Source organism: Rhizobium sp. SG_E_25_P2, from assembly GCF_029892285.1.
Lineage (GTDB): Bacteria > Pseudomonadota > Alphaproteobacteria > Rhizobiales > Rhizobiaceae > Rhizobium_E.
In genome coordinates this window covers 115804-138870 of record NZ_JARXVM010000012.1, presented here as the reverse complement: position 1 = coordinate 138870, position 23067 = coordinate 115804, and the positions used below count along the sequence as shown (strand labels likewise).

The window sequence follows — 23067 nt, the reverse complement described above, 5'->3', positions numbered from 1 at the left end:
GCTTAAGAGATTGCGTAGTTTATGACATTTCTATGAAAAATCAGTGGGTTGGCAGCGGAGTGCAATGAGTGCTGCCAACGCTTTTTAGCGTTTGAGATGCCGCGACAGCCGCGCTTCCAGCCAGTTCCACACATTTCGGAGCGTCTCCACCATCACCAGATAGATGATCGCCGCCCAGATATAGATCTGGTAATCGAAGGTGCGGGAAAAGGCGCGCCGCGTCTCGCCCATCACATCGAGCACGGTGACGATCGACACGATCGCCGAGCCCTTGATCATCAGGATGATCTCGTTGCCATAGGGCCTGAGCGCCACGATGATCGCCTGCGGCAGGATGACCTTGCGGTAGGCGTGAAAACGGTTGAGACCAAGCGCATGGCAGGCCTCCATCTGGCCGCGCGCCACGCTTTCGATCGCGCCGCGCAGGATTTCGGCCTGATAGGCTGCGGTGTTGAGCGTGAAGGACAGGATGGCGCAGTAATAGGCTTCGCGGAAAAACCACCAGAGACCCAGACTTTCCCAAAAGCCCTTGAAACTGCCGAAGCCGTAATAGATCAGGAAGAGCTGGGCGATCAGCGGCGTGCCGCGAAACAGATAGACATAGCCGTAGGACAGAGCCGACAAGGCCCGATTCTTGCTCATCCGCGCAAAGGCGACCGGCAGCGACAGAAGCGCGCCGAGCGTGATCGACACGGCGACCAGTTCGAGCGTGATCACCAGGCCGGAGAGCAGCTTGGGCGCGTAGCGGGCGAATTTGTCGCCGCTGAACCCTTCCACCATAGAAAAGCCGGCCGCGATAAACACCGCCAGCCACACGCCCATGAACACGATGCCAACAAGCCGCTCCAGCGAAAAGGCGCGAGGCGGATCGGGCGGGGCCGGCTGCGGCGCGATCAAGTCATGCGCAATGCTCATGCCCGCACCTCCGCCTGCTTGGCCTTTCGTTCAATCCAGGAAAAGACGAAGGACGATAGGATGGCGAGAACCAGAAACAACAGGCAGGCGACGCCATAGAAGAAGAAAGCCTGCTTGCTGACCCGGGCGGCGATCTGCGTCTGGCGCATGATGTCGGACAGACCGACGATCGAGACAAGCGCGGTGTCCTTGAGCAGCGTCATCCAGAGATTGCCCAGGCCGGGCAGGGCGATGCGGATCAGTTGCGGCAACACTACTAGGCGCATGGTCTTGCCGCGCGACAGGCCGACGGCATAGCCGCCTTCATATTGGCCGCGCGGAATGGCCTTGAAGGCCGATTGCAGCACTTCGGCGCAATAGGAGGAAAACACCACGCTGAGCGCGATCATGCCGGCCGCGAAGGCGTTGATTTCCACCGGACCTTCATAGCCCAGGCCGGCGAGTGCGGACTGCAGCGCCTGCTGCGTGCCGTAATAGATGATAAACAGCGTCAGCAGTTCGGGCAGGCCGCGAAACAATGTCGTGTAGACATCGGCGGCGCGGCGCAAATAGGGTTCCTGCGATTGTTTGGCCAGCGCCAGGAAAAAGCCAAGCAGCAGGCCGAAGGGCAGGGTGCAGATCGACAGCGACGCGGTCACATAAAAACCGAAGGCGATCTCGTCGCCCCATCCAGCCGCGCCGCAGGCGAGCAGCGATTTCGACAGGAAAAGATTGAACACCCCAACGGGACCGCACAGCGGATCAACCGTCGCCAACACCGGATGCAGAAACGCCCAGATGGCGCTGAACAGCGCATCGACACCAGACGATATGGAAGCGAGGAGAGACACGTTGCTCTCCGCCGTCGAAACGGCTTCTCCCTGCATTCTATTCCCCTTTGCTCCCTTTTCGGGATTTCTCGCTCTTCTTGTCAGGCAAAACGGGCGGGAGAGCAAGTCTCCCGCCGCGTTTCAGCATTTTGCCTGTGATTATTCGCCGTAGACGTCGAACGGGAAGTACTTGGCGTTGATTTCCTTGTACTTGCCGTTGGCGCGAATGGCGGCGATTGCGCCGTTCAGCTTTTCGCGCAGCGCATCATCGCCCTTGCGGACGGCGATGCCAGCGCCGTCGCCGTTGATGGCGGGATCGACCGGCAGCGTGCCGAGGATCTTGCAGCAGGCGCCGTCTTCGGTCTTCAGCCATTCCGACAGCACCACGACGTCGTCGATCACGGCGTCGATGCGGCCGTTGGCGAGGTCGAGCTTATACTCGTCCGCGGTCGGATAGAGCTTGAGTTCGGACTTTTTCATATGCGCTTCGGCATAGTTGGAATGGGTGGTCGAGGACTGGGCGCCGAGAACCTTGCCGTCGAGGCCGGCTTCGCTGGCTTCGGTGATCGCAGAATCCTTCGGCACGGCGATGGCCGGCGGCGTGTTGTAGTATTTGACGGTGAAATCGACCTTTTCCTTGCGCTCCGGCGTGATCGACATGGAAGCGAGGATGGCGTCGAATTTTTTGGCTTGCAACGCCGGGATGATGCCGTCCCAGTCATTGGTCACGAAGGTGCATTCGGCCTTCAGTTCTTCGCAGAGCGCCTTGCCGATATCGATGTCGAAACCGGTCAGCGTGCCGTCGGCTTCGAGATTGTTGAACGGCGGATAAGCGCCTTCCGTGCCGATCACGATCTTGTCGGCGGCGAAGCTTGCGCCGGAGATGGCGGCGATGACCGAAACGGCCGCGGCTAGGGTCAGGCGACGAGCGATTTTCATGATTTTCCCCTGTATGCGAAGCAGGCATTGCGCCTGGCGGTTGTCTGTTGGCGCTTTTTCATAGCGCCTCGCCTTGAAATAATGGTCCTTTTCCCACGCCAATTGCAACACCATAACACCGCCGCGTCCCCACGAAAATTCGCGAGGTCGAATATGAACGGGAACTGAACCGTCGGTTCAGTGTTGATAAAGGCCGGATTTCGTAAGTCTGGCGGCAAGGCTGGTGTGAAAACATAAAATGGCCTCGAATCGACTGAGATTCGGAAAACAGAACAACATGAAGCGCGAGGAAACAGTCTCATGGCGTTACGACACAAGCTATTGGCCACGGCGGCGATTCCGCTGATCGCCCTGATGGGCCTCTCTCCGGTTCAGGCCGCGCCTATTCCGCAATCGGTTATCGCTGCGCCGCAGAGCACGGATGTCGTTCAAGTCCAGTCCGAGGAAGAACTGCTCCAGCAGCAGAAAGAACAGCGCCGCCAGCAACGCCAGCAGGAAAAGCAGCAGAAGCAGCAAGAAAAACAGCAGAAGCAGCAGGAAAAACAACAGAAGCAGCAGGAGCGAAAGCAGCGGCAGCAGGAGCAGGACCAGCAGCAGGGCGAACAGCGCCAGCAGGAAAAGCAGCAGCGCCAGCGCCAGAAGCAGGAAGAGCAGCAGCGCCAGAATGACAACGCCGAGAGCCAGAAGGAGCAGCGTCGTCAGGAGCGCAAGCGCCAGCAGGAAGAGCAGCAAGGTCAGCAGCAAGAGGAAAACCGCAAGGACCGCAAGCGCAACACCGCCGAGGGCCAGGACAATCGCGTGATCGAGGATCAGGGCCAGGACAAGCCGCGCAAGCGCAACAATCAGGCCGAAGACAATGCGGGTCAGACCGATCAGGTTGAAAAGCCGCGCAAGCGCAACAATGGTTCGGTCGAGGAGATCGAAACGCAGCCCCGCGCCGACAAGAAGGCGGAGGCTGACGAAAAGCGCGGCGAGCCCAAGCGCCTTCCGGTCAAGAACGGCGCCGCCGTGCTCGACAGCGAGAAGGACGCCGACAAGGGCGATGAAAACGCTCGCGAGCGCCGCCGTCGTGAACGGCAGGACGCTGAGCCCGTGCGTGCGCCGCGTTCGGACCGCGAAGCCCAGGCCGGGTTCAAGGATCAGGACGGCAAGCCGATCCGCGTTCGTCCCGTGATGGAGGAGAAAGGCGAACGCATCACCGGCTTCCAGGGCTACGACCTTGGCGAAGGCCGCCGTGTGAACGACCGCGACAACCGCGTTATCATCAAGCTGAACGACCGCGTCATCGTCCGCGACGACGACCGCGATCGGTTGGGCCGTCGCGGCGATACCCGTTATGAGCGCCTCAACAACAACCGCATCCGCGAAATCATCGTGCGTCCGGATGGGACCCGCATCGTGACGGTTCGTAACCGCTATGGCGAAATCATCAAGCGCACCCGCATCGAGCGTCCCGGTCGCGAGGTGGTGATCTTCTATTCGCCGATTCTCGATGCCGGTCGCGCCGATCGCCTGTACCTGCGTGATCCGGGCGCGCGCCTGCCGCCGATGCGTCTCACCATTCCGGTCGAAGACTACATCATCGACGTCTCCAGGGAGCCGAACCGCAATTACGTAGAATTCCTGGAAGAGCCGCCGGTTGAACCCGTCGAGCGCGTCTATTCCGTCGATGAAGTGAAGTATTCGGCGCGTATCCGCGACAAGGTGCGCCGAATCGATCTCGACACCATCACTTTCGACACCGGCAGCTGGGATATCTCGATGAACCAGGCGGCGTCGCTGAAGCGCGTCGGCGCGGCGATCAAGCAGATTCTCGACCAGGACCCGGGCGAGACCTTCCTGATCGAAGGTCATACCGACGCCGTCGGCTCGGACGAATCCAATCTCGTCCTGTCCGATCACCGCGCGGAATCGGTGGCCGAGGTCCTGTCGGACATGTTCGAGATCCCGGCGGAAAACCTGGTCACCCAGGGCTATGGCGAGCGCTACCTCAAGATCAACACCGAGGAAGCCGCCCGCGAAAACCGCCGCGTCACCATCCGCCGCATCACGCCGCTGGTGCGTCCGGTCGCCCAGGCCGAGTAAACGATCGCCATGACGAAAAAATGCGCCGGAACACCTTGTTCCGGCGTTTTTGCATGGGGCGACGATTGCGTGGCGGCCCACATTCACGCAAGCTTGATGCGCTAGCGAATGGACGTTGATGCTGGAGTGGGCCGATGGTCTTGGCGATTTGGGCGGTAATTCTGGCCGCCGCCTTGGGATTCTTCTATTGGGCGACCGGTTTCGTGCGCCAGAGCGAAGCCAATGAGCGTTTTGACGCCGGCTTGGCCGTGCTCGAATTTGCGCGCGCCTATCCCAATGAAGCCATTCGCAATCTGGTGATGACGATCGATGGCGACATGGTGTTCTTGCGATTGTGGACAGGCGGCGCAGGCTGCATGCGGCGCGTGTCCAATCGCTATCTCTGCAGCCTGATCGACGCTGAACGGGTGACACTCTCGGCGACCGCGGATCCCAAAACCCTCTCGATCGAATTTCACGAGCATACGGCCCTGACGGGCGTGTTTTCATTCCGGAGCGAAAAGGACGCGGCCGAAGTTTCGCTCTGGCTGCTGGGTTCCGTGGCGAACCGCGCCGACAGGGATCTCGAGCCAAGCGCCACAATCTGAGCGCTCGGCGTTTTCGTCATAGTCCGCTGTTTCGTCTCAGCCGGACGGTGTCCCGGCAAGCCATTCGCGGCAATGCGCCAGCGCCCGCGCCGCGATCGCCCGGCGCTTAGCCACGGTTTTTTCCTTGCCGCGCAGACGCTTGCCCTCGGATTGGGTCGCGACGCTGCCGGGTTCCGGCTCCGGAAACAGGCCGAAATTGATGTTCATCGGCTGGAAGGAGCGTTTGCCGGGCTCTTCGTCGGTCGCCAGATGCCCGCCGGTGATATGTCCCAGCAGCGCGCCGAAGGCGGATGTGGCGGGTGGCGGCGTCAGCGTCTCGCCCAGCCGTTCGGCGGCGGCGAAGCGGCCCGCCAGAAGCCCGATGCTGGCGCTTTCCACATAGCCTTCGCAGCCGGTGATCTGGCCGGCAAAACGCAGGCCCTTGCGGCTTTTCAGCATCAGGCTGCCATCAAGCAATACCGGCGAATTGATATAGGTGTTGCGGTGCAGGCCGCCGAGACGGGCGAATTCCGCGTTCTCAAGACCGGGAATCATCCGGAAGATCTCGGTCTGCGCGCCATATTTCAGCTTTGTCTGGAAGCCGACCATGTTGAACAGCGTGCCGAGCGCGTTGTCCTGGCGCAACTGCACCACGGCATAGGCCTTGACGGTGGGGTTATGCGCATTGGTCAGGCCCATCGGCTTCATCGGCCCGTGACGCAGCGTTTCGGGACCACGCTCGGCCATCACTTCGATCGGCAGGCAGCCGTCGAAATAGGGCACGTTTTCCCATTGCTTGAACTCGGTCTTTTCGCCGGCGATCAGCGCGGCCACGAAAGCCTCGTATTGTTCGCGGGTCATCGGGCAATTGATGTAATCCTTGCCCGTGCCGCCGGGGCCGACCTTGTCATAGCGCGACTGGTGCCAGGCGATATCCATGTTGATCGTTTCGTGATGAACGATGGGCGCGATGGCGTCGAAGAAGGAGAGGGCGTCGGCGCCGGTTGCAGCGCGGATGGATTCGGCGAGATCGGGTGCGGTCAGCGGTCCTGTCGCCACCACCGCATTGTCCCATTCCTCGGGCGGCAAAGTGGTGATTTCCTCGCGGATCACAGTGATCAGCGGATGGTCCGCGATCCGCTGCGTGACGGCTTCGGCAAAGCCTTCGCGGTCAACCGCGAGCGCGCCGCCCGCCGGAACCTGGTTGGCGTCCGCCGCTGACATGATCAGCGAGCCCGCCATGCGCATTTCCGCATGCAGCACGCCAACGGCGTTGGACGTGGAATCATCAGACCGGAAGGAATTGGAGCAAACCAATTCGGCGAGGCTGTCGGTCTGGTGGGCGTCGGTTTTGCGCCGGCCGCGCATCTCGTGCAGGATCACGGGAACGCCGCGGCTGGCGATCTGCCACGCGGCTTCGGAGCCGGCCAGTCCGCCGCCGATGACATGAATGGGGGAGGGATATGTGCTCATGGCGCGGCTCTTAACATGACGATCGGCAAAAGACCAAGTCGGTTCAGCGGCGTTATTCGGCGGCTTCGCTGAAGACGCCCTGGGCGGCGTCGTAATTGCGCTGCGCCGTCAGGATTGCCGCCTCGTGATCCAGCGTCCAGGCATGCAACGCCCGGATCGGCTCTTTCAGCGATGCGCCGAGCGGGGTGATGGCGTATTCCACGCCGACGGGCGAGCTGGCGATGATGCGCCGCGACACCAGTCCGTTGCGCTCCAATCGGCGCAGGCATTGGGTCAACGCCTTCTGGGTGACGCTGTCGAGCGCCCGCCGGATCTCGTTGAAGCGGCGCGGCTGCTGGCAGAGCACAGCGAGGATCAGGATCGACCATTTGTCGGCGATCTGGTCGAGAATCAACCTGTTGGTGATCCCCGTGCGGATGGGAAAGCAGGCATCGCCGGGCATGTGGTTTCCTTGCGTATATCTGGTAGCCTGAAAGTGCGTTCTTGCTACTTGGTATACAATTTATACATAGGGAGTCCACCTCCCGAGGTGCGATTTCAAAGAGGACAACATGACCACGAAAACCGCAGACACGCTGTTTCGCCCGCTGACGATCAAGGGCCTGACGCTGAAGAACCGAATCGTGATGGCGCCGATGACGCGCACCTTCTCGCCCGAAGGCGTGCCCGGCCAGAACGTCGCCGATTATTATCGCCGTCGGGCCGAAGCCGATGTCGGACTGATCCTGTCGGAAGGCACGGTGGTGGCGCGCAGCGCCTCCAAGAACCATCCCAACATTCCGGATTTTCATGGCGAGGCCGCGCTCGCCGGCTGGAAAAACGTCATCGACGCCGTGCATGCCGCCGGCGGTCGCATGGGCCCGCAGATCTGGCATACCGGCAGCACCATCGCCGACAAGGACTACAATCCTGAAGGCATCGAAAGCCCCTCGGGTCTGCTCGCTCCGGGCAAGCCGCGCGGCAAGGCGATGACCGACGCCGATATCGCCGACACCATCGCCGCTTTCGCCCAGGCCGCCGCCGATGCGAAGCGGCTTGGCTTCGACACCTTCGAAATTCATGGCGCGCATGGCTATCTGATCGACGAGTTCTTCTGGGCTGGCACGAATGAACGCCAGGACGCCTGGGGTGGCCCGACCATCGCCGACCGCAGCCGCTTCGCGGTGGAAGTCACCAAAGCCGTCCGCGCCGCCGTCGGCCCTGACTATCCGATCCTGTTCCGCGTCAGCCAGTGGAAGCAGCAGGATTTCTCGGTCCGTCTGGCGACGACGCCGGACGAAATGGCGAGCTGGCTGCAGCCGCTGGTCGATGCTGGCGTTGACGTGATCCACGCCTCGCAGCGCCGCTTCTGGGAGCCGGAATTCCCGGAAATCGATGGCGAAAAGGGCCTGAACTTCGCTGGCTGGGCCAAGAAGCTCACAGGCGCCGCCACGATCAGCGTCGGTTCCGTCGGCCTGAGCGGCGAATTCATCGCGGCCTTCGGCGGTGAATCGTCCAAGCCCGCAAGTCTCGACAATCTCATCGAGCGCATGGAGCGCGACGAGTTCGACCTGATTGCGGTGGGCCGCGCCCTGCTCAACGACTCGCAATGGGTTGCGAAGGTGCAAAAGGGCGAATTGGATGCGCTCAAGGAGTTCAGCCCGGCGGCGCTCGGCGAACTGGTGTGAATGCAACGGGCGGCGGCGTAAGTCGCCGCCCGTTTGCTCCGGCAAGCGCTACAAATGCAAACGGCGCCCGAATGGGCGCCGTTGACACGATATGTATGGTAGCTCTTTCGCCGCTTAGCGGAAGGAGCGAGCCGCAATGTTGCGGATCTGGTAGCGGTTGACGCCGATGTCCTGCAGCGTGTCGTTGGACAGGTTGGACAGTTCGGAGATCGTGCGGCGATAGTTGACCCAATTGATGGCGATGCGAAGCGGGTTCATGGACGTTTCCTCTTTAGACTTCTGAAGCGGCCTGGCTTTCTGCCCGGCTCGAAAACTTATGATCTCTTTATACACGCGAATAATAATAAGGTGGAGTGCGATTTGTGTGCAGCTGCTATGCAAATAAGCATGCGATGCACAATAAGAAGGCGAGGCGCAAAGTTTCGCCAGTGGTTAACGGCCGAAAACCGGGGCTGCCCGCATTGGCGGGCTCAGAGGCAAATTCGTTGGATGTCGGAGCGTCAACGAAGGCCTGCAATGCGAGACTCCAAAACGCACGAAAGCCGCCGGATCGCTCCGGCGGCTTTCGTGGATGCAGTGCTTGAAAGCTTAGAGAACGGCCTGGCGAGCAACCTTGCGGATGTCTTCGCGAGCAATGCCGAGATCGCTGAGTTCGCGATTGGTCATGCGGCCGAGTTCGGTGACGGTCTGACGATACTTGACCCAGTTGTTGTAAGCGCGTGCGATGTTCATGATGCGGTTCCTTTTCGGTCTGGAGCGATCTGTTTCGCCGCTCCGAATTTCATGACCGGAATATAATATTGCAGCGCACACGAAACCAGCGCCATTGCAGCAGTGCACCTATGCAAGAATCGCATCTCATTAACCTAAGTGGCTCACATAATTTAACTTTTATTAATCAGATTGACGCGAGGAGGGCATTTGTATGGCCAATCGGCCTGTTTTTTAGGCGGTGCGGCTGAATGTGGCGCGGTCCTCGCAAAATGCGGGGAAACTATGGTCATTCCGAGCTTTGTCTCGGCTCCGCCAGTGATTTTTTTCGGCGTTGCATGAAGATCGCCCGGTCGCCGCAGTCGCGCATTGAAAAGCGCGATCGTCCTGCTGGCGCAGCCACGTGATATGGAAAAGGCGTGAAACGCAGGCGTTGCCGGAATCAAAACGCCCACCGGGGGAGGAGGTCCGGTGGGCGTCGTTGAGTCTGACCGACGGCTGGGAGGAGGAGTGCCATCAGTCACATCGGGGCGCGTGGGAGGAGGAGATCGCGACCCCGAATTCCATCACCCTTTCGGGAGAGCTAAAGCGATCAGATCGCCGACGGTTCGCAACTGCCGTCTCGTCAGGTCCGCCCTGTCGTTGAGAAGGACAATAGTATGATAAATTTTCTTTTTGCAGCGCAAAAAACTCAATGGCCCCATGCGCCGAGTGCATAGCTGGGAATTGGCTCCCGACATGGCCTACTATAGTAAGCTGGTATTTACATTGTGTAAAAGCGACGGCAGCACGCGATGTTTTTCTTCCCTTGCCGTTTCGACGGTGCTAAGGACGCGGCGACGAAACGGCTTGAAGCGGTTTCGCTGATGCGGGTGTGGCGGAACTGGTAGACGCACGAGATTTAGGTTCTCGCGCCAAAAGCGTGGGGGTTCGAGTCCCTCCACCCGCACCAGATCTCGAATTTCGGGACGGCTTCAGGCAGAGCACAAGCATGACATGGGCGAGCAACACGGGAAAAGACGGCAACTCCGGCTTTCACGGCCCATTTTGCTTGCAAAAGGACTCCGAATTTGCATAAAGCGCTTTTCCGGCGGATGAGCGGTGGAGTTCATCTATAACGAGAGGCTGGCGCGTTCTGCTGCGCCGCCGCGATTATGAAGGTAGGAACATGCAGGTTATCGAAACGCTCGCGGATGGGCTGAAGCGCGAACTCAAGGTCGTCATTCCGGCCAAGGACATGGAAGCTCGGATGAACGAGCGGCTTGAGGAAGTGAAGGGCCGCGTCCGTATCAACGGCTTTCGTCCCGGCAAGGTGCCCTTCGCCCACATGAAGAAGATGTACGGCAAGTCCGTGATGGCCGAACTGGTCAACGAGATCATTCGCGACCGTCCGACCGAAATCCTCACCGGCCGCGGCGAAAAGTCCGCCACCCAGCCGGAAATCGCCATGACCGAGGACCAGTCGGAAGCCGACAAGATTCTCGCCGCCGAGGCCGATTTCGAATTCACTCTCTCTTATGAAGTGATTCCGCCGATCGAACTCAAGGACATGAGCTCTATCTCCGTGACCCGCGAAGTCGTCGAGATCCCCGAGAGCGAAGTCGAAGAGCAGATCCTCCGCATCGCCGAGAGCGCCCGCAGCTATGCCGACAAGGACGGCGCGGCTGAAAACGGCGACCGCGTGACCATGGATTACGAAGGCAAGCTCGATGGCGTGCCCTTCGACGGCGGCAAGGACGAAGGCGCTGAACTGGTGCTCGGCTCCAACCGTTTCATCCCCGGCTTCGAAGAGCAACTGGTCGGCGCCAAGGCTGGCGACGAGAAGGTGATCACCGTCAACTTCCCGGCCGAATATCCCGCCGCCAATCTGGCCGGCAAGGAAGCGACTTTCGACATCAAGGTGAAGGCTGTCGCCGGCGCTGAAGCAGTCGAAATCAACGACGAACTCGCCTCCAAGCTCGGGATTGAATCTGTCGATCGCCTCAAGGAAATCGTCCGCGGCCAGCTGGAAAGCCAGTTCGGCACGGTGACCCGCCAGAAGTTGAAGCGTCAGCTGCTCGACCAGATGGACACTCTTTACGCTTTCGATACCCCGTCGCGCCTCGTCGACGCCGAGTTCGAGCAGATCTGGCGCCAGATCGCCTCTGACCTCGCCCAGTCCGGCAAGACCTTCGAGGATGAAGACACGACGGAAGAAAAGGCGCGCGAAGAATATCGCAAGCTCGCTGAACGTCGCGTCAAGCTCGGCCTGGTCCTCTCCGAAATCGGTGAGAAGGCTGGCGTTGAAGTCTCTGAAGACGAGCTCAACAAGGCGCTCTACGCCCAGATGCAGCAGTTCCCGGGCCAGGAAAAGGAAATCATCAAGTATTTCCGCGAGACCCCTGGCGCTATCGCCGGCCTGCGCGCGCCGATCTTCGAAGAAAAGGTCGTGGATCACCTGCTGACGCAGATCTCGGTGACCGATAAGACCGTCACCAAAGAAGAACTGATGGCGGAAGACGAGGACGAGGCTTCGTCCGAAGACAAGGCCGAGAAGCCGAAAAAGAAGGCCGCGAAGGCCGAAGACGAGGCTGGCGAAGAGTCCGCTCCGAAGAAGAAGGCGGCTCCGAAGAAAAAGGCTGCCGCCGAAGACGCGGGCGAATAAGTCTGTCGCTGTCTCCAAGACATTGAAGAAGGGCCGCCCGGTCGCCGGGCGGCCCTTTTTATTTTCAACAGGCGCGAAAGCCGGCGCTTGCCGACTACAGCGTGAAGTTATTGCGATCGAGGTCGGCGATCTCTGAACCGGCCACCACCAGCGCGTCGTCACTGCCGAAATCGATGACGACGCCAATCTTGGTCTGCGTGAACAGCGATTTGACCGCTGAAAACGACGCAAAGTCGAACGCGCTGAGATCGATCGTATCGGCTCCGCCGAAATCCTTAACCTGGTCGCGTCCCCAACCCTTTTCAAACACGAAGACATCCGCGCCGCCGCCGCCGATCAAAACGTCGTGTTCCATTCCGCCTGACAGTCTGTCGGCGCCCTGGGAACCCCAAAGTCGGTTTTCCGCCGAATTGCCGCGAATGACGTCATCTCCCGAACCGCCGACGGCGTTTTCGATCAGCGAGCGTTCGTCGCCATTATAGAGAAGAGCATTGTAGATGTTGCCTTTGGCGAACCGGCCACTATCGTCGGCATCGAGATGGGCGCGTTGCGCGTTGCTGAAGCGGGAATGTTGGCCTGGGCGCAGATCGATCAAAAGATCGTCTCGATAGGCTTCCAGATTGTAGGTGTCCGTGCCGCCGCCGTCCCAGATGGTTGCGAAGATGCGGTTGCCGCCGGGTTTGAGGGCGGCGTCGCCGTTGACGAAGGTCGAGCCGCTGTCGGGCTTCCATTTATACACGGTGTCGCCGCCATTGGTGTAGAAGTCCGCGCCGTACAGATATTGAAGGGCGGCGATGTCGGCCATCATGAAACTTTGCGGGAAACCCCAGGTTTCATTGACATAGCCGGTTTTGGTGGAGGCGCCCTCGTAGCTTCGATAGGACATGACCGAATATTCGAGGGAATCATAGCGCCGGGACAGCGCCTCGAGACCGTTTCCCGATTCATGCGGATGCTTGAGCCCGAGTGCGTGCCCTGTTTCGTGGATGACGGTCGCAAAAGCATAGTTGCCCAACCTGGCGTTTTCATAGGCATAGTTGTCGCCGAACCAGACATCGCCGCCGCGTTGTGTGTTGCTTGGATAATAGGCATAGGCGGTTGGGTTGGCGGAGTTGGAGTTCGCGTAGCGGATTTCCGATGTTGCATCCGCGCCTTCGTTGATTGTCAGCTTTGTGAAGCCTTCGACCGAAAAGCCGTCATTCGCCTTGCCGCCATAGGTTTGGTCGAGAATATAGCGCGCCGCCGATCTGATGTTGCTCTCGACCGCGCTGAAGCCATGGTTCTTTTCGCCCCCGTAGCGGTAGTCCGAAGCCTTGTCCGGAAAGGCGTAGGACAAGCTGTCGCCCGACCAGCTGGCGTCGCTCAGCACGCCGTCGATCAGGTTGTCGCCGCTTGCAACCACATCCGTGACTGCCGCGGACGCTATTGTCTCGCTTTGGCTTGAAATCTCGTTCGTAATGGCCATGCCTGCCCCCTCTTTTGCATCTGTAGAGATCGCGGTCTTCAGGACCGTGTTCCGCGATTCTCTAATATTTTTAGCTTGTCACGACCATGCGTCATACTCAAAGCCGAGGCGGCAAAGCTTTCGAAAGCCGAAGAAGATGCTCAATCTGTTCTCCGAAGCTAAGATTCGCCCCCAAAATATGAGGGGATAACCGCATGCACTGGCCTGAGGCGGGCCGGGAAGCCTGACGGGCCTTGTGCCGATTATCCGGCGAGGTGGCGCAGTTCCAACGCGAAGCGCATGAGTTTCTAAAATAAAATTCCGGTTGTATCTCTTCGCAAAGCATTAAGGCGGACAAATTGAACGATTAAAATCTGAGTGGTTCGGCGTGCATGTTTTTTGTTATGCCCATTGAAAATGTTGCATAAATTTTGGAGCCTCGTGCTTTCTAATACCTATACGGTAAGGTTTGCGTAATCATTCCCGCATACGATGCTCCCAAATACGCAAAAGGGGCTGTATTATGGCGACGACGAGTAAGACTGTAACTGTGAGTAGCCTGGCGGAAATCACCGCCTCCGCAAAGTCGGACGTGATCCTGATTGACTCCTCTGTCTCCGGATCGCTCGATTTGCTGGGCGGCAATGACAGCCTCGCGCTGGATGGATCCAGCAACAACCTCACGCTGACCAGCGTCGAGACCATCAGCGGGGGCGCTGGTGACGACGACATTACACTGGCGGCATCGCAGAAAGCGGTCATCGACCTCGGGGCGGGCGATGATGAGCTGACCTTGACCGCAGCGTCCACGGTGAGCGTGGCGGACCTCGAAACATTGACCGGCAGCACCAGCGCCGACGCCGTCGTGTTCACAGCCGCCGCCCAGGGCGTCGAAGTGAATATGCGCGGCAGCAATGACAAGGTCACGCTCGGCAAATTCAACAACACGATCTATCTCGAAAAGGTCGAGACGATCACTGGCGCTGCGTCGTCAGACGTTGTCTATCTCGATGGCGCCTACAACAGCGGCAAGATCGATCTTGCTGCCGGCAATGACAAGCTCATCATCGATGAGAACGGCGCGACCATCACGGTATCGAATATCGAAACGGTGACGGGTGACGAAGCCGACGACAAGATCACCTTGGGTATTCTCACCAAGAAGATGACCGTCAATCTCGGCGCGGGCGATGATACGCTTATCCTCGCCAAGGGCGCCAATGCGGTCAGCGTGAAGGGTGTCGAGGATATCACTGGCAATTCCGGCGTTGACGTCGTGACCTTCTCCGGTCGCGCCAGCGCTGTTGATCTCGATCTGCTGGGCGGCAAGGATAAGGTGATCCTCGGCGCATATGACAATGATATCACGCTCGCCAATGTTGAAACCATTGAAGGCGGCAGCAAGGACGATGACGTCACGCTCGATGGCGCGCTGAGCGGCGTGGTCAAGCTGGGCGCTGGCGACGACACGCTGACGCTCGACACGGATGGCGCGACGCTTTCGGTTTCGGATATCGAAACCATTGTCGGCAAGAGCGGCAATGACGCGATTGTCTTCACCGGCGCGGCTGATCTGGCCGTCAATCTCGCGGGCGGCAATGACTCGATCACGCTTGCCAAGGCTGTCAACACGCTCACCATTTCCAACGTTGAGACCGTCACCGGCGGCATTTCCAGCGATGTGGTGGTTGCGGCCACCATCCTTACCGATGCGTCCATCAAGCTGGGCAAGGGTTCGGACTCGCTGACCCTCGGCAACTTCCAGAACTCCCTGACGGTCAGCGATATCGAGACTGTCACCGGTTCCAACCAGAATGAATTTGTTGCGCTGAGCACGGGCATCACGGGCGCGGATTATGATCTCGGCGGCGGATCCGACATTTTGGCCCTGGCGTCCGGCGCGGTTAGCTTGACTGTTGACAATGTCGAAACGATCACTGGCGGCGCAAAGGTTGAGCGGATCATCCTCGGCGGCGTGGCTGAAGGCGTGTCCATCAATCTCGGAGCCGGTAAGGACCAGGTTACCTTGGCGGACGCCGCCAATACGGTGACCATCGAGAATGTTGAAACCGTCACCGGCGGAACAGGCGCCGATAAGGTTTATATCGAAGGCACTGCGGCAGGGCTGATCATCGACCTCAAGGATGGCGATGACACGCTCAATATTAGCGACTCGGGCGGCACCTTCACCATTTCCAACGTCGAGACGATCACCTCCGGGGCTGGCGCCAATGTTGATGTCGTGACACTGGGTTCCCAGGTCACTGGCGGCACTGTCGACCTCGGCGATGGCGCTGACAAGCTGACTCTCGGCGGCTTTGTGAACACCGTAACCATTGCTAATATCGAAACGATTGTCGGCGGCAAGACCAACGACGTGGTCGTGGCTTCCGATATCGACGACACGATGATGGTCGATCTCGGTCTTGGTATCGACACGCTTGATATCTCGGCGGCTCTGTCGTCGGGCACTTTCAGCGTCACCAATGTGGAATCGGTGATCGGCGGCGCTAACGCCGATATCGTTGCCGTCTATGGCACGATGAAGACCGCTACGCAGATCAATCTGGCTGGCGGCGCCGACACCCTGGCGCTGGACAATTCAACCGGCACATTCTCGTTGATGAACGTGGAAACGGTGACGGGCGGCGCATCCGTTCAGTCTATCATCGTTGTGACGGATATGACGGGCGGCACGATCGACCTCGGCGACGGCAAGGATACCGTGACATTCAGCGGATCCACTGGTTCGACCGCAACCATCAGCGATGTGGAAACCATCACGGGTGGCGCGGGCGCTGAAACCATCACCCTTGATGGCACTGCGGCGACTGGCGTTTCCATCAGCCTGGCTGGCGGCAACGACAGCGTGACATTCGGCGCCAATGGCGGCACGATCTCCGTCAGCAATGTCGAAACCGTGACCGGCGCGGCCGGCAATGACGAAGTTGTGTTTACCACGATCGTGGACGACAGGCTGATCGACCTCGCCGGCGGCGCAGACAAGATCACCCTCGCAAGCTTCCTCAACACTCTCACCGTAGACGAGGTTGAGTCCATCGTCGGCGGCAAGAGCGCGGATACCGTCTATGTGACGGGCGCGATGACCGGCGGCTCTTACGATCTCGGCCTCGGCGTCGACGTCGTCGATCTCTCCGCCACCACCTCTGACGCGACCCTGTCGGTCAGCAATGTCGAAAGCGTCGTCGGTTCCGACAATGGCGACACGATCACGGTCTTGACCGCGCAGAGCGCTCTGACCATCGATCTCGATGACGGCGACGACAAGGTCACCCTCAGCGCGGGCGGCACCGCCACCCTCAGCAATGTCGAAACGATCGAAGGCGGCGCATCCAGCGATGTCGTCGTTCTGACGACGGCGGCAGACGGCGCGAGCGTTGATCTCGCCGGCGGCAATGACACGCTGACGCTCTCCAACAACGCCAACTCGCTGACCGTTACCGATGTCGAGACTCTGACGGGTAATGCCGACGACGATTACGTGATCGTCGCCAGCGCCGATTCCGGCTCCACCATCAACCTTGCTGCTGGTTCGGACACGCTTGAAGTCTCCGCCGGCGGTTCGTTCACCATCTCTGGCGTCGAATCCTACACCGTGACCGGCGGCACCTCGTCGGATCTCGTGACGCTGTCTGGCGCCGAGACCGGAATGACGCTTTATTTCGGCGACGGCACGGACAAGCTGACCATGGCGGCTGCGGGCGGCACGGTCACGGTCGACTCGATTGAAACGATCACTGGCGGCGCTTCGACCGATATGGTCACGCTGCTTGACACTGAAACCGGCGCGACCATCGATCTCGGAGCCGGAACCGACTCCATTTACGCTGATGGCCCTGGCGGCGTCACGCTGACGGTGGCCAATGTCGAAGTCGTCTCCGGCAACGAAGGCGATGACGATCTGATGATCACCGGCGATGCGACCGGCATGTCTATCGATCTCGGCAATGGCACGGACATGGTCGAGTTCAGTTCGACGACCGCGACCGTCACGCTTACCGGCGTGGAATCGGTGGTCGGCGGCACGGGCGTCGAAGTGATCACCTTCGGCGACGATCGCACAGGCGACTATGTCGACCTGAAGGCGGGCAACGACGCGATCATCCTGTCGGATGCGACAAACTCGCTATCGATCGCCAATGTGGAAACCGTCACCGGCGGTCGGGACGACGACTACCTGGTCGTGGACGGCGCGGCGAACCTGACCGCCAATCTTGGCCTCGGAACCGATACGCTGGAACTCCTGGCCGGCGGCACCGTCATGGTGTCGGGTCTGGAAACCCTGACCACGACCGGTGCGACCAATGAAGACGTGACGCTCACCGCTGCTGCAACGGGCCTGACGATCTACTTCGAAGGCGGCACCGACGTGCTGACGACGTCGGACTCTGGCTCGACGATCACGCTCGACGGCGCGGAAACCATCACCGGCGGCGAAGGCAAGGACAAGATCACCTTCAGTGAGGTCATTGCCGGTACGGAAATCGATCTCGGCGACGGCACAGACACCGTCACGATCGCCAGCGGCAACGCGCTTGTTGCAACGGTGACCAATGTCGAAGTGGTGACCGGCGCGGGCACCGCCAATGACGAAATCCATGTCGAAGGTTCCTCCGCCGGCATGACGATCGATCTCGATGACGGCAGCGATATCGTCTACTTCGACGATGCCGATGTCACCGCGACCCTGACTGATGTCGAAGTCATTCATGCGAGCGACAGCATCGAAGTGCTTACCTTCGCGAATTCCATCGCTATGTCGCTGGACCTCGAAGGCGCAGCCGATACGGTGACCCTTGCCAACGCTGGCAACACGCTGACCGCGACCGCCATCGAAACCATCAACGGTTCGTCTGGCGCAGACCTCATTACCCTCGGCGCTGCTTACACCGGCGGCTACATCGACGGCGCTGCTGACGCAGGCGATATTCTGACCACCAACGGTAGCGGCGCAACCATCACGGTCGCCAATATCGAAAGCATCGTCGGCATGGGCGGTGACGAAGACATCACTGCAGCAACCTCGCTGAACATTTCCGTGGATCTCGCTGGCGGCGACGATGTGATCAGGCTCACGGCCTCGACCAACAACGTCACCGTGACGAATGTCGAATCGGTTGTCGGCGGCACCGGCGCAGATGGCGTCACCCTGACGGCTGCTGGCGACATCACGGTCACCGCGATTGAAACACTGACTGGTTCTTCCGCGGCCGATCTGGTCAAGGTGGTCGGTGCGGCCACTGCGCTCACCATCGACCTTGAAGGCGGCAACGATCAGGTGACCTTCGACGGCACTGGCGATGTGACAGCGACGCTCTCCGAGGTTGAAACCATCGTCGGCGGCGCATCCAGCGAAACCCTGACGCTGCTGACCCAGTTCACCGGCGGCGAAATCGACCTCGGCGGTTCGACCTCCGACAAGCTGACGCTCGGCGCTTTCGCTAACACTGTCTCGGTGGCGAACATCGAAACCGTCGTTGGCGTTGGCGGAGCTGACGAGGTCCACACGTCGGAAGTGGCCGACATGGTGCTGACGCTTGGCGGCGGTACGGATACTCTGACGATCGAGCAAGGCGGCACGGTGACCGTGTCCGGCATCGAACTGGTGACTGTAACGGGCACCAACAACGACAACGTCATCCTGTCGGGAGCTGAAACCGGTATTTCGATCTATGGCGGCCTGGGCACGGACACCGTGACGACCTCGGCGCTCGGTGCAACGATGACGGTCGATGATGTCGAAACCATCACCGGCGGCGCCAGCATCGAAATCGTCACTCTGGTGGACGGCGAAGCAGGCGCGGTGATCGACCTCGGCGCAGGCGACGACACGATCAACGCCAATTCGGGCGCTACGGCGGGCATGACGATCACCGTCTCCAACGTCGAAACCATCAATAGCGGCGATGATGACGACAAGATCACCGTTACCGCCGGTCATACCGGTATGGTGATCGATGGCGGCGCGGATAACGATTGGGTCATCTTCGCAGATGCGTTCAACACCACCGCCACATTGACCAATGTCGAAACCATTGAAGGCGGCACCAGCGTCGAAGTCATTACGCTCGGCTCCGGGATGACGGACCAGGTCATCGACCTCGACGGCGGAAACGACAAGCTGACACTGGCGGCTGTCGCCAATGACTTCACCGTGTCCAACGTGGAAACCGTCATCGGCAGCACAGGCGCTGACTTCATCATCGTCGATGGCGCGGCCGATGGTACCTTCTCGCTGGGTGCGACCGGGATCAATACCTTGACGCTGAACGATGGCGGCACCGTCACCATCAGCGGAGTGGATACGTTCACCGGCGGCACCGGGGTCGACATTGTCGTGCTAAGCGGCGCGCAACTGTCGGGTACTTACGACTTCGACGGCGGCGCCGACTCCTTGACGACCAGCGACTCCGGCGCAACGCTGACTGTCGACGCGGTGGAAACCGTGACAGGTGGAACAGGCATCGACGCGATCTCCTTCCTGGATGGCGTTACGGGTTCGGCCCTCGATCTGGGCGCCGGCATTGACACGGTCACGCTTGTCGGTACGTCCGCTGGCACCTTCACGGTCGAGAATGTCGAAACTGTCACCGGTAATGCGGCTGACGATGTTGTCACCGTCGAGGGTCTCACTCTCGGCGTGACGATCAACCTGGCGGCCGGCACCGGCGACAGCGTTGTCTTCACCAACGCCGCAGCCACCGCGACGCTGAGCAATGTCGAAGCCGTGACAGGCGGCGCCAGCACGCAGGCGCTGACCTTCACCAACTCGATCGCCATGGCGATCGACCTTCTGGGCGACGACGACTCTGTGACGATGACGTCCAGCGGCAATACGCTGACGGTCAGCAATGTCGAAACGGTAACCGGCGGTGCCGGGGTGGATCTCATCACCCTGGGTGCGGCATATGCGGAAGGCGTTATCGACGGACTTGGCGGCAATGACTCGCTGACCACGGCAGCCGCAGGCGCGACTGTTACCTTGGCGAGCATCGAAACCCTGACCGGCGGCGCTGGCGATGACGTCATCACCTTCAGCGACGTGGCGTCTGGCACGGAAATCGACTTGGCTGCCGGCGCTAACTCGGTGACCCTTGGTAATTTCACCAACTCCATCAACGTCACGGACGTCGATGCGGTGACCGGCGGCACGGGCACTGATACGGTTGTCTTCGACGCCGCGCAGACGGTCACGATCGCTTCGATCGAAACAGTCACTGGTGACACCAGTGGCGCGGATAAGGTGTATGTCAACAGCAGCTCGACCGGGTTGACCATCGATCTCGGCGCAGATGTCGGCGACGACGTGGTCTTCGGTGACTTCAATGTGACTGCTACCCTCGACGGTGTCGAAAGCTTCGTCGGCGGCGCGAGCAGCGATGTCATCACCATGCTGAGCGGCATCACGGCTCAGGCAATCGATCTCGGTGCTGGCAATGACTCGCTCGTCCTTGACGGCGTCGCCAACACGTTGACCGTCACGGGTGTCGAAACCTTCACAGGCGGCTCGGCCAACGACGTGGTGACCCTGGGTGCGGGCTACACCGTCGGCGTCTTTACGGACGCCGGGGGCGGCACCGACCAACTGACCTTGAACTCTGCGGGCTCGACACTGTCTGTTTCCTTCTTCGAAACGGTGACGGGTGGCGCGGGCAATGACGAGATCACCGTCGTCGAAGGCCTCGACAATGACCGCTTCCTGCTCGGCGGGGGCAATGACAAGCTGACCCTCAGCAGCACGGTGGATATGATCTATCGGATCGCCGATGTTGAAACGGTGGTCGGCGGCGATATGCAGGACTTTGTCATCCTTCAGACCGCAGCGACCGTGACGATGTCCAACGTCGATACGATCAGTGGTTCGTCCGGCGCCGATCTGATCGTCGTGACAGGCACGCATACCGGCCTATACATCGATCTCGACAGCGGCGCGGCTGACACGGTGGACTTCTCCGGAGCGGCAATTACGGCGACACTTTCAAATGTTGACGTGATCGTCGGCGGCGCGAGCAGCCAGGTCCTCACTCTGGGCAATACACTGGCCGGAAGCGTGGATCTGCTGGGTGGCAAAGACAGCCTGACCTTGTCTGCGGGCACCAATGTCCTGACGGCCACCGCTATCGAAACCATCGTCGGCAACTCCGGCGCTGACACGATCAAGTTGGCTGCAGCTCTCACCAGCGGCTCTATCGATGGCGAAGGCGGAAACGACTCCCTCGACTTTTCCGCAGCCGGTGCTTCGATCACCGTCTCGGATGTGGAAACCATCGTGGGTTCGGCCAATAAGGACGTCATCACCTTCGGCGCAGCCGTCGTCGGCGACGACTTCGATCTGGCTGGGGGTCGCGACAAGATCGTGCTCGGCGACTTCTCCAACGATATCACGGTGGCGAATGTCGAAACCATCAATGGTGGCACCGGCGCCGACCTGGTGACCTTCGCTCAGGCTGTCACGGCGCTCACTGTCGACCTCGGCAGCGGCTCCGACGAACTGACGCTCGACGCAGCCTTGGGGGCCACCATTACGGCCGCCAATGCGGAAACCATCACCGGCGGCTCCGGCTCCGACATCGTCACGATCTCCTCGGGCGGCGCGGAACTCATCGACCTCGGCGCTGGCACGAGCGATCGTCTCTCCTGGCTCGACGCTGGCTTCACCGGTACGGTGGCCAATGCGGAAAGCCTGCTCGGCGGCACTGGCGCCGATGTGGTGACGCTCTCCGGCGCGGCGGCTTTGGCTTCGGCTGACTTCGGCGACGGCAATGACCAGCTCATCCTGGCCAACGCGACCAACCTTCTGACGATCGTCAGCATCGAAAGCGTCACCGGCGGCACCGGCGACGACACGGTAACGATCGGGGACGGCGACGCGTATGGCGGCTGGTTCGACTTTGTGTCGGGCGGCGATACGCTGATCGCAAACGATAGCGGGTCGGTGTTCACCGTCTCCAACGTCGATACGCTGACCGGCGGTACTGGCACCGACGTGGTGACGCTCGCTGCAGGCACAGGTGGGCTCTTCAACCTCGGCTCGGGTAGCGACACGATCGTGATGGGCGCCTATGACAATACCGTCACCATTTCCGGTGTCGAAACGGTCACAGGCGCGGCCAATGCCGACAACATCAACGTCACCTCGACCTTTACGGGCAGGGTTTCGTTGGGCGCCGGCACCGACTCGATCACCTTCAGCGCTGCCGCGACCGGCACGTTTACGGCGGTTGAGTTGATCACAGGCAGCGGTTCGAGCGACACATTCACCCTGACGTCGGGCTACGCCAGCTCGACGGTTGACGGTGGCGCGGGTTCCGACTCGGTGATCTTGGCTGGCGACACGACGGATGTGACCTTCACGAATGTGGAAACCATCACTGGCTCCACCCGCATCGACGAAATCGTCACGACCGGCTCGCAGGGCGCGGTGGTGTCCCTGGGCTCGAACGCCGACATCTTCACCTCTGGCGCGGCAAACGACACCGTGACCGGCGGCGGCGGTCTCGACGAGTTCCACTTCAACATCACGACCAATGCCGGCAACACCGATGTCATCACCGACTTCGCCGTGGATACCGACGTCATCGTGATTGAAGGCGGCAGCGGCTCGCTGACCTATCTCGGCGACGACAGCGGCTGGACGAGCAGCGGTTCGGCAGAGGCGCGCTTCGTGACCTCGACGAATTTGCTCGAAATCGACACAGACGGGAACGGCTCGGCGGATCTCAACATCAAGCTGACCAACATCACCGCCGGCAAGCTCAGCGAAACCGATATTACTTGGTCGGTCTAAGCTTCA

The 23067-nt window shown here is 60.3% G+C and carries 13 protein-coding genes and 1 tRNA gene; 6 read left to right on the top strand and 8 right to left on the bottom strand.

Features of this window, described 5'->3' with window-relative positions; translation table 11 throughout:
• Window positions 1-84: 84 nt before the first annotated feature.
• The 3 genes from M2360_RS17225 to M2360_RS17215 form a co-directional block, all read right to left on the bottom strand.
• Window positions 85-915: an ABC transporter permease gene (locus tag M2360_RS17225; protein WP_280776498.1), complete on the bottom strand. Its 831-nt coding sequence runs from the start codon at window positions 913-915 to the stop codon at window positions 85-87.
• Window positions 912-1781, bottom strand: a complete 870-nt coding sequence (locus tag M2360_RS17220) for an ABC transporter permease (RefSeq protein WP_280776497.1) — start codon at window positions 1779-1781, stop codon at window positions 912-914. The genes M2360_RS17225 and M2360_RS17220 overlap by 4 nt, the downstream gene beginning before the upstream one ends.
• Window positions 1782-1883: 102 nt before the next feature.
• On the bottom strand, window positions 1884-2663 hold the full coding sequence (locus M2360_RS17215) for an ABC transporter substrate-binding protein (RefSeq protein WP_280776496.1): 780 nt from the start codon (window positions 2661-2663) through the stop codon (window positions 1884-1886).
• A gap of 300 nt (window positions 2664-2963) precedes the next feature.
• Here M2360_RS17215 and M2360_RS17210 point away from each other — a divergent pair, with 300 nt between their 5' ends.
• Both M2360_RS17210 and M2360_RS17205 read left to right on the top strand, forming a co-directional pair.
• A complete protein-coding gene (locus tag M2360_RS17210; RefSeq protein ID WP_280776495.1) occupies window positions 2964-4748 on the top strand; it encodes an OmpA family protein in 1785 nt (594 codons plus the stop codon).
• A 134-nt stretch (window positions 4749-4882) separates the two neighbouring features.
• Window positions 4883-5335: a hypothetical protein gene (locus M2360_RS17205; RefSeq protein ID WP_280776494.1), complete on the top strand. Its 453-nt coding sequence runs from the start codon at window positions 4883-4885 to the stop codon at window positions 5333-5335.
• Between the two features lie 36 nt (window positions 5336-5371).
• Here M2360_RS17205 and trmFO read toward each other — a convergent pair whose 3' ends face one another.
• Window positions 5372-6787: a methylenetetrahydrofolate--tRNA-(uracil(54)-C(5))-methyltransferase (FADH(2)-oxidizing) TrmFO gene (gene trmFO, locus M2360_RS17200; protein WP_280776493.1), complete on the bottom strand. Its 1416-nt coding sequence runs from the start codon at window positions 6785-6787 to the stop codon at window positions 5372-5374.
• A 52-nt stretch (window positions 6788-6839) separates the two neighbouring features.
• Window positions 6840-7229 (bottom strand): helix-turn-helix domain-containing protein, encoded by a 390-nt coding sequence (locus M2360_RS17195; RefSeq protein WP_280776492.1) that lies wholly within the window; start codon window positions 7227-7229, stop codon window positions 6840-6842.
• Between the two features lie 109 nt (window positions 7230-7338).
• On the opposite strand from M2360_RS17195, the gene M2360_RS17190 reads away from it, so the two are divergent.
• Complete coding sequence (locus M2360_RS17190; RefSeq protein WP_280776491.1) at window positions 7339-8454, top strand: NADH:flavin oxidoreductase; 1116 nt, start codon at window positions 7339-7341, stop codon at window positions 8452-8454.
• A gap of 114 nt (window positions 8455-8568) precedes the next feature.
• Here the strand turns inward: M2360_RS17190 and M2360_RS17185 are convergent, their stop codons facing one another.
• The gene (locus tag M2360_RS17185) at window positions 8569-8712 is read right to left on the bottom strand and encodes a DUF1127 domain-containing protein (protein ID WP_137158085.1); all 144 of its coding nucleotides are present in this window, start codon (window positions 8710-8712) and stop codon (window positions 8569-8571) included.
• A gap of 330 nt (window positions 8713-9042) precedes the next feature.
• Entirely contained in the window at window positions 9043-9186 is a 144-nt protein-coding gene (locus M2360_RS17180; protein ID WP_280776490.1) for a DUF1127 domain-containing protein, read from the bottom strand.
• 847 nt (window positions 9187-10033) lie between these two features.
• On the opposite strand from M2360_RS17180, the gene M2360_RS17175 reads away from it, so the two are divergent.
• Both M2360_RS17175 and tig read left to right on the top strand, forming a co-directional pair.
• Window positions 10034-10117 (top strand) — tRNA-Leu (locus M2360_RS17175).
• Window positions 10118-10333: 216 nt separating this feature from the next.
• On the top strand, window positions 10334-11809 hold the full coding sequence (tig, locus tag M2360_RS17170; RefSeq protein WP_280776489.1) for a trigger factor: 1476 nt from the start codon (window positions 10334-10336) through the stop codon (window positions 11807-11809).
• A gap of 94 nt (window positions 11810-11903) precedes the next feature.
• Here tig and M2360_RS17165 read toward each other — a convergent pair whose 3' ends face one another.
• Window positions 11904-13274 carry a M10 family metallopeptidase gene (locus M2360_RS17165; protein WP_280776488.1) on the bottom strand — a complete coding sequence of 457 codons (1371 nt, stop codon included), beginning with the start codon at window positions 13272-13274 and terminating at the stop codon, window positions 11904-11906.
• Window positions 13275-13776: 502 nt separating this feature from the next.
• Between M2360_RS17165 and M2360_RS17160 the strand changes: the two genes are divergently transcribed.
• Complete coding sequence (locus M2360_RS17160) at window positions 13777-23061, top strand: calcium-binding protein (RefSeq protein WP_280776487.1); 9285 nt, start codon at window positions 13777-13779, stop codon at window positions 23059-23061.
• Window positions 23062-23067 lie beyond the last annotated feature (6 nt).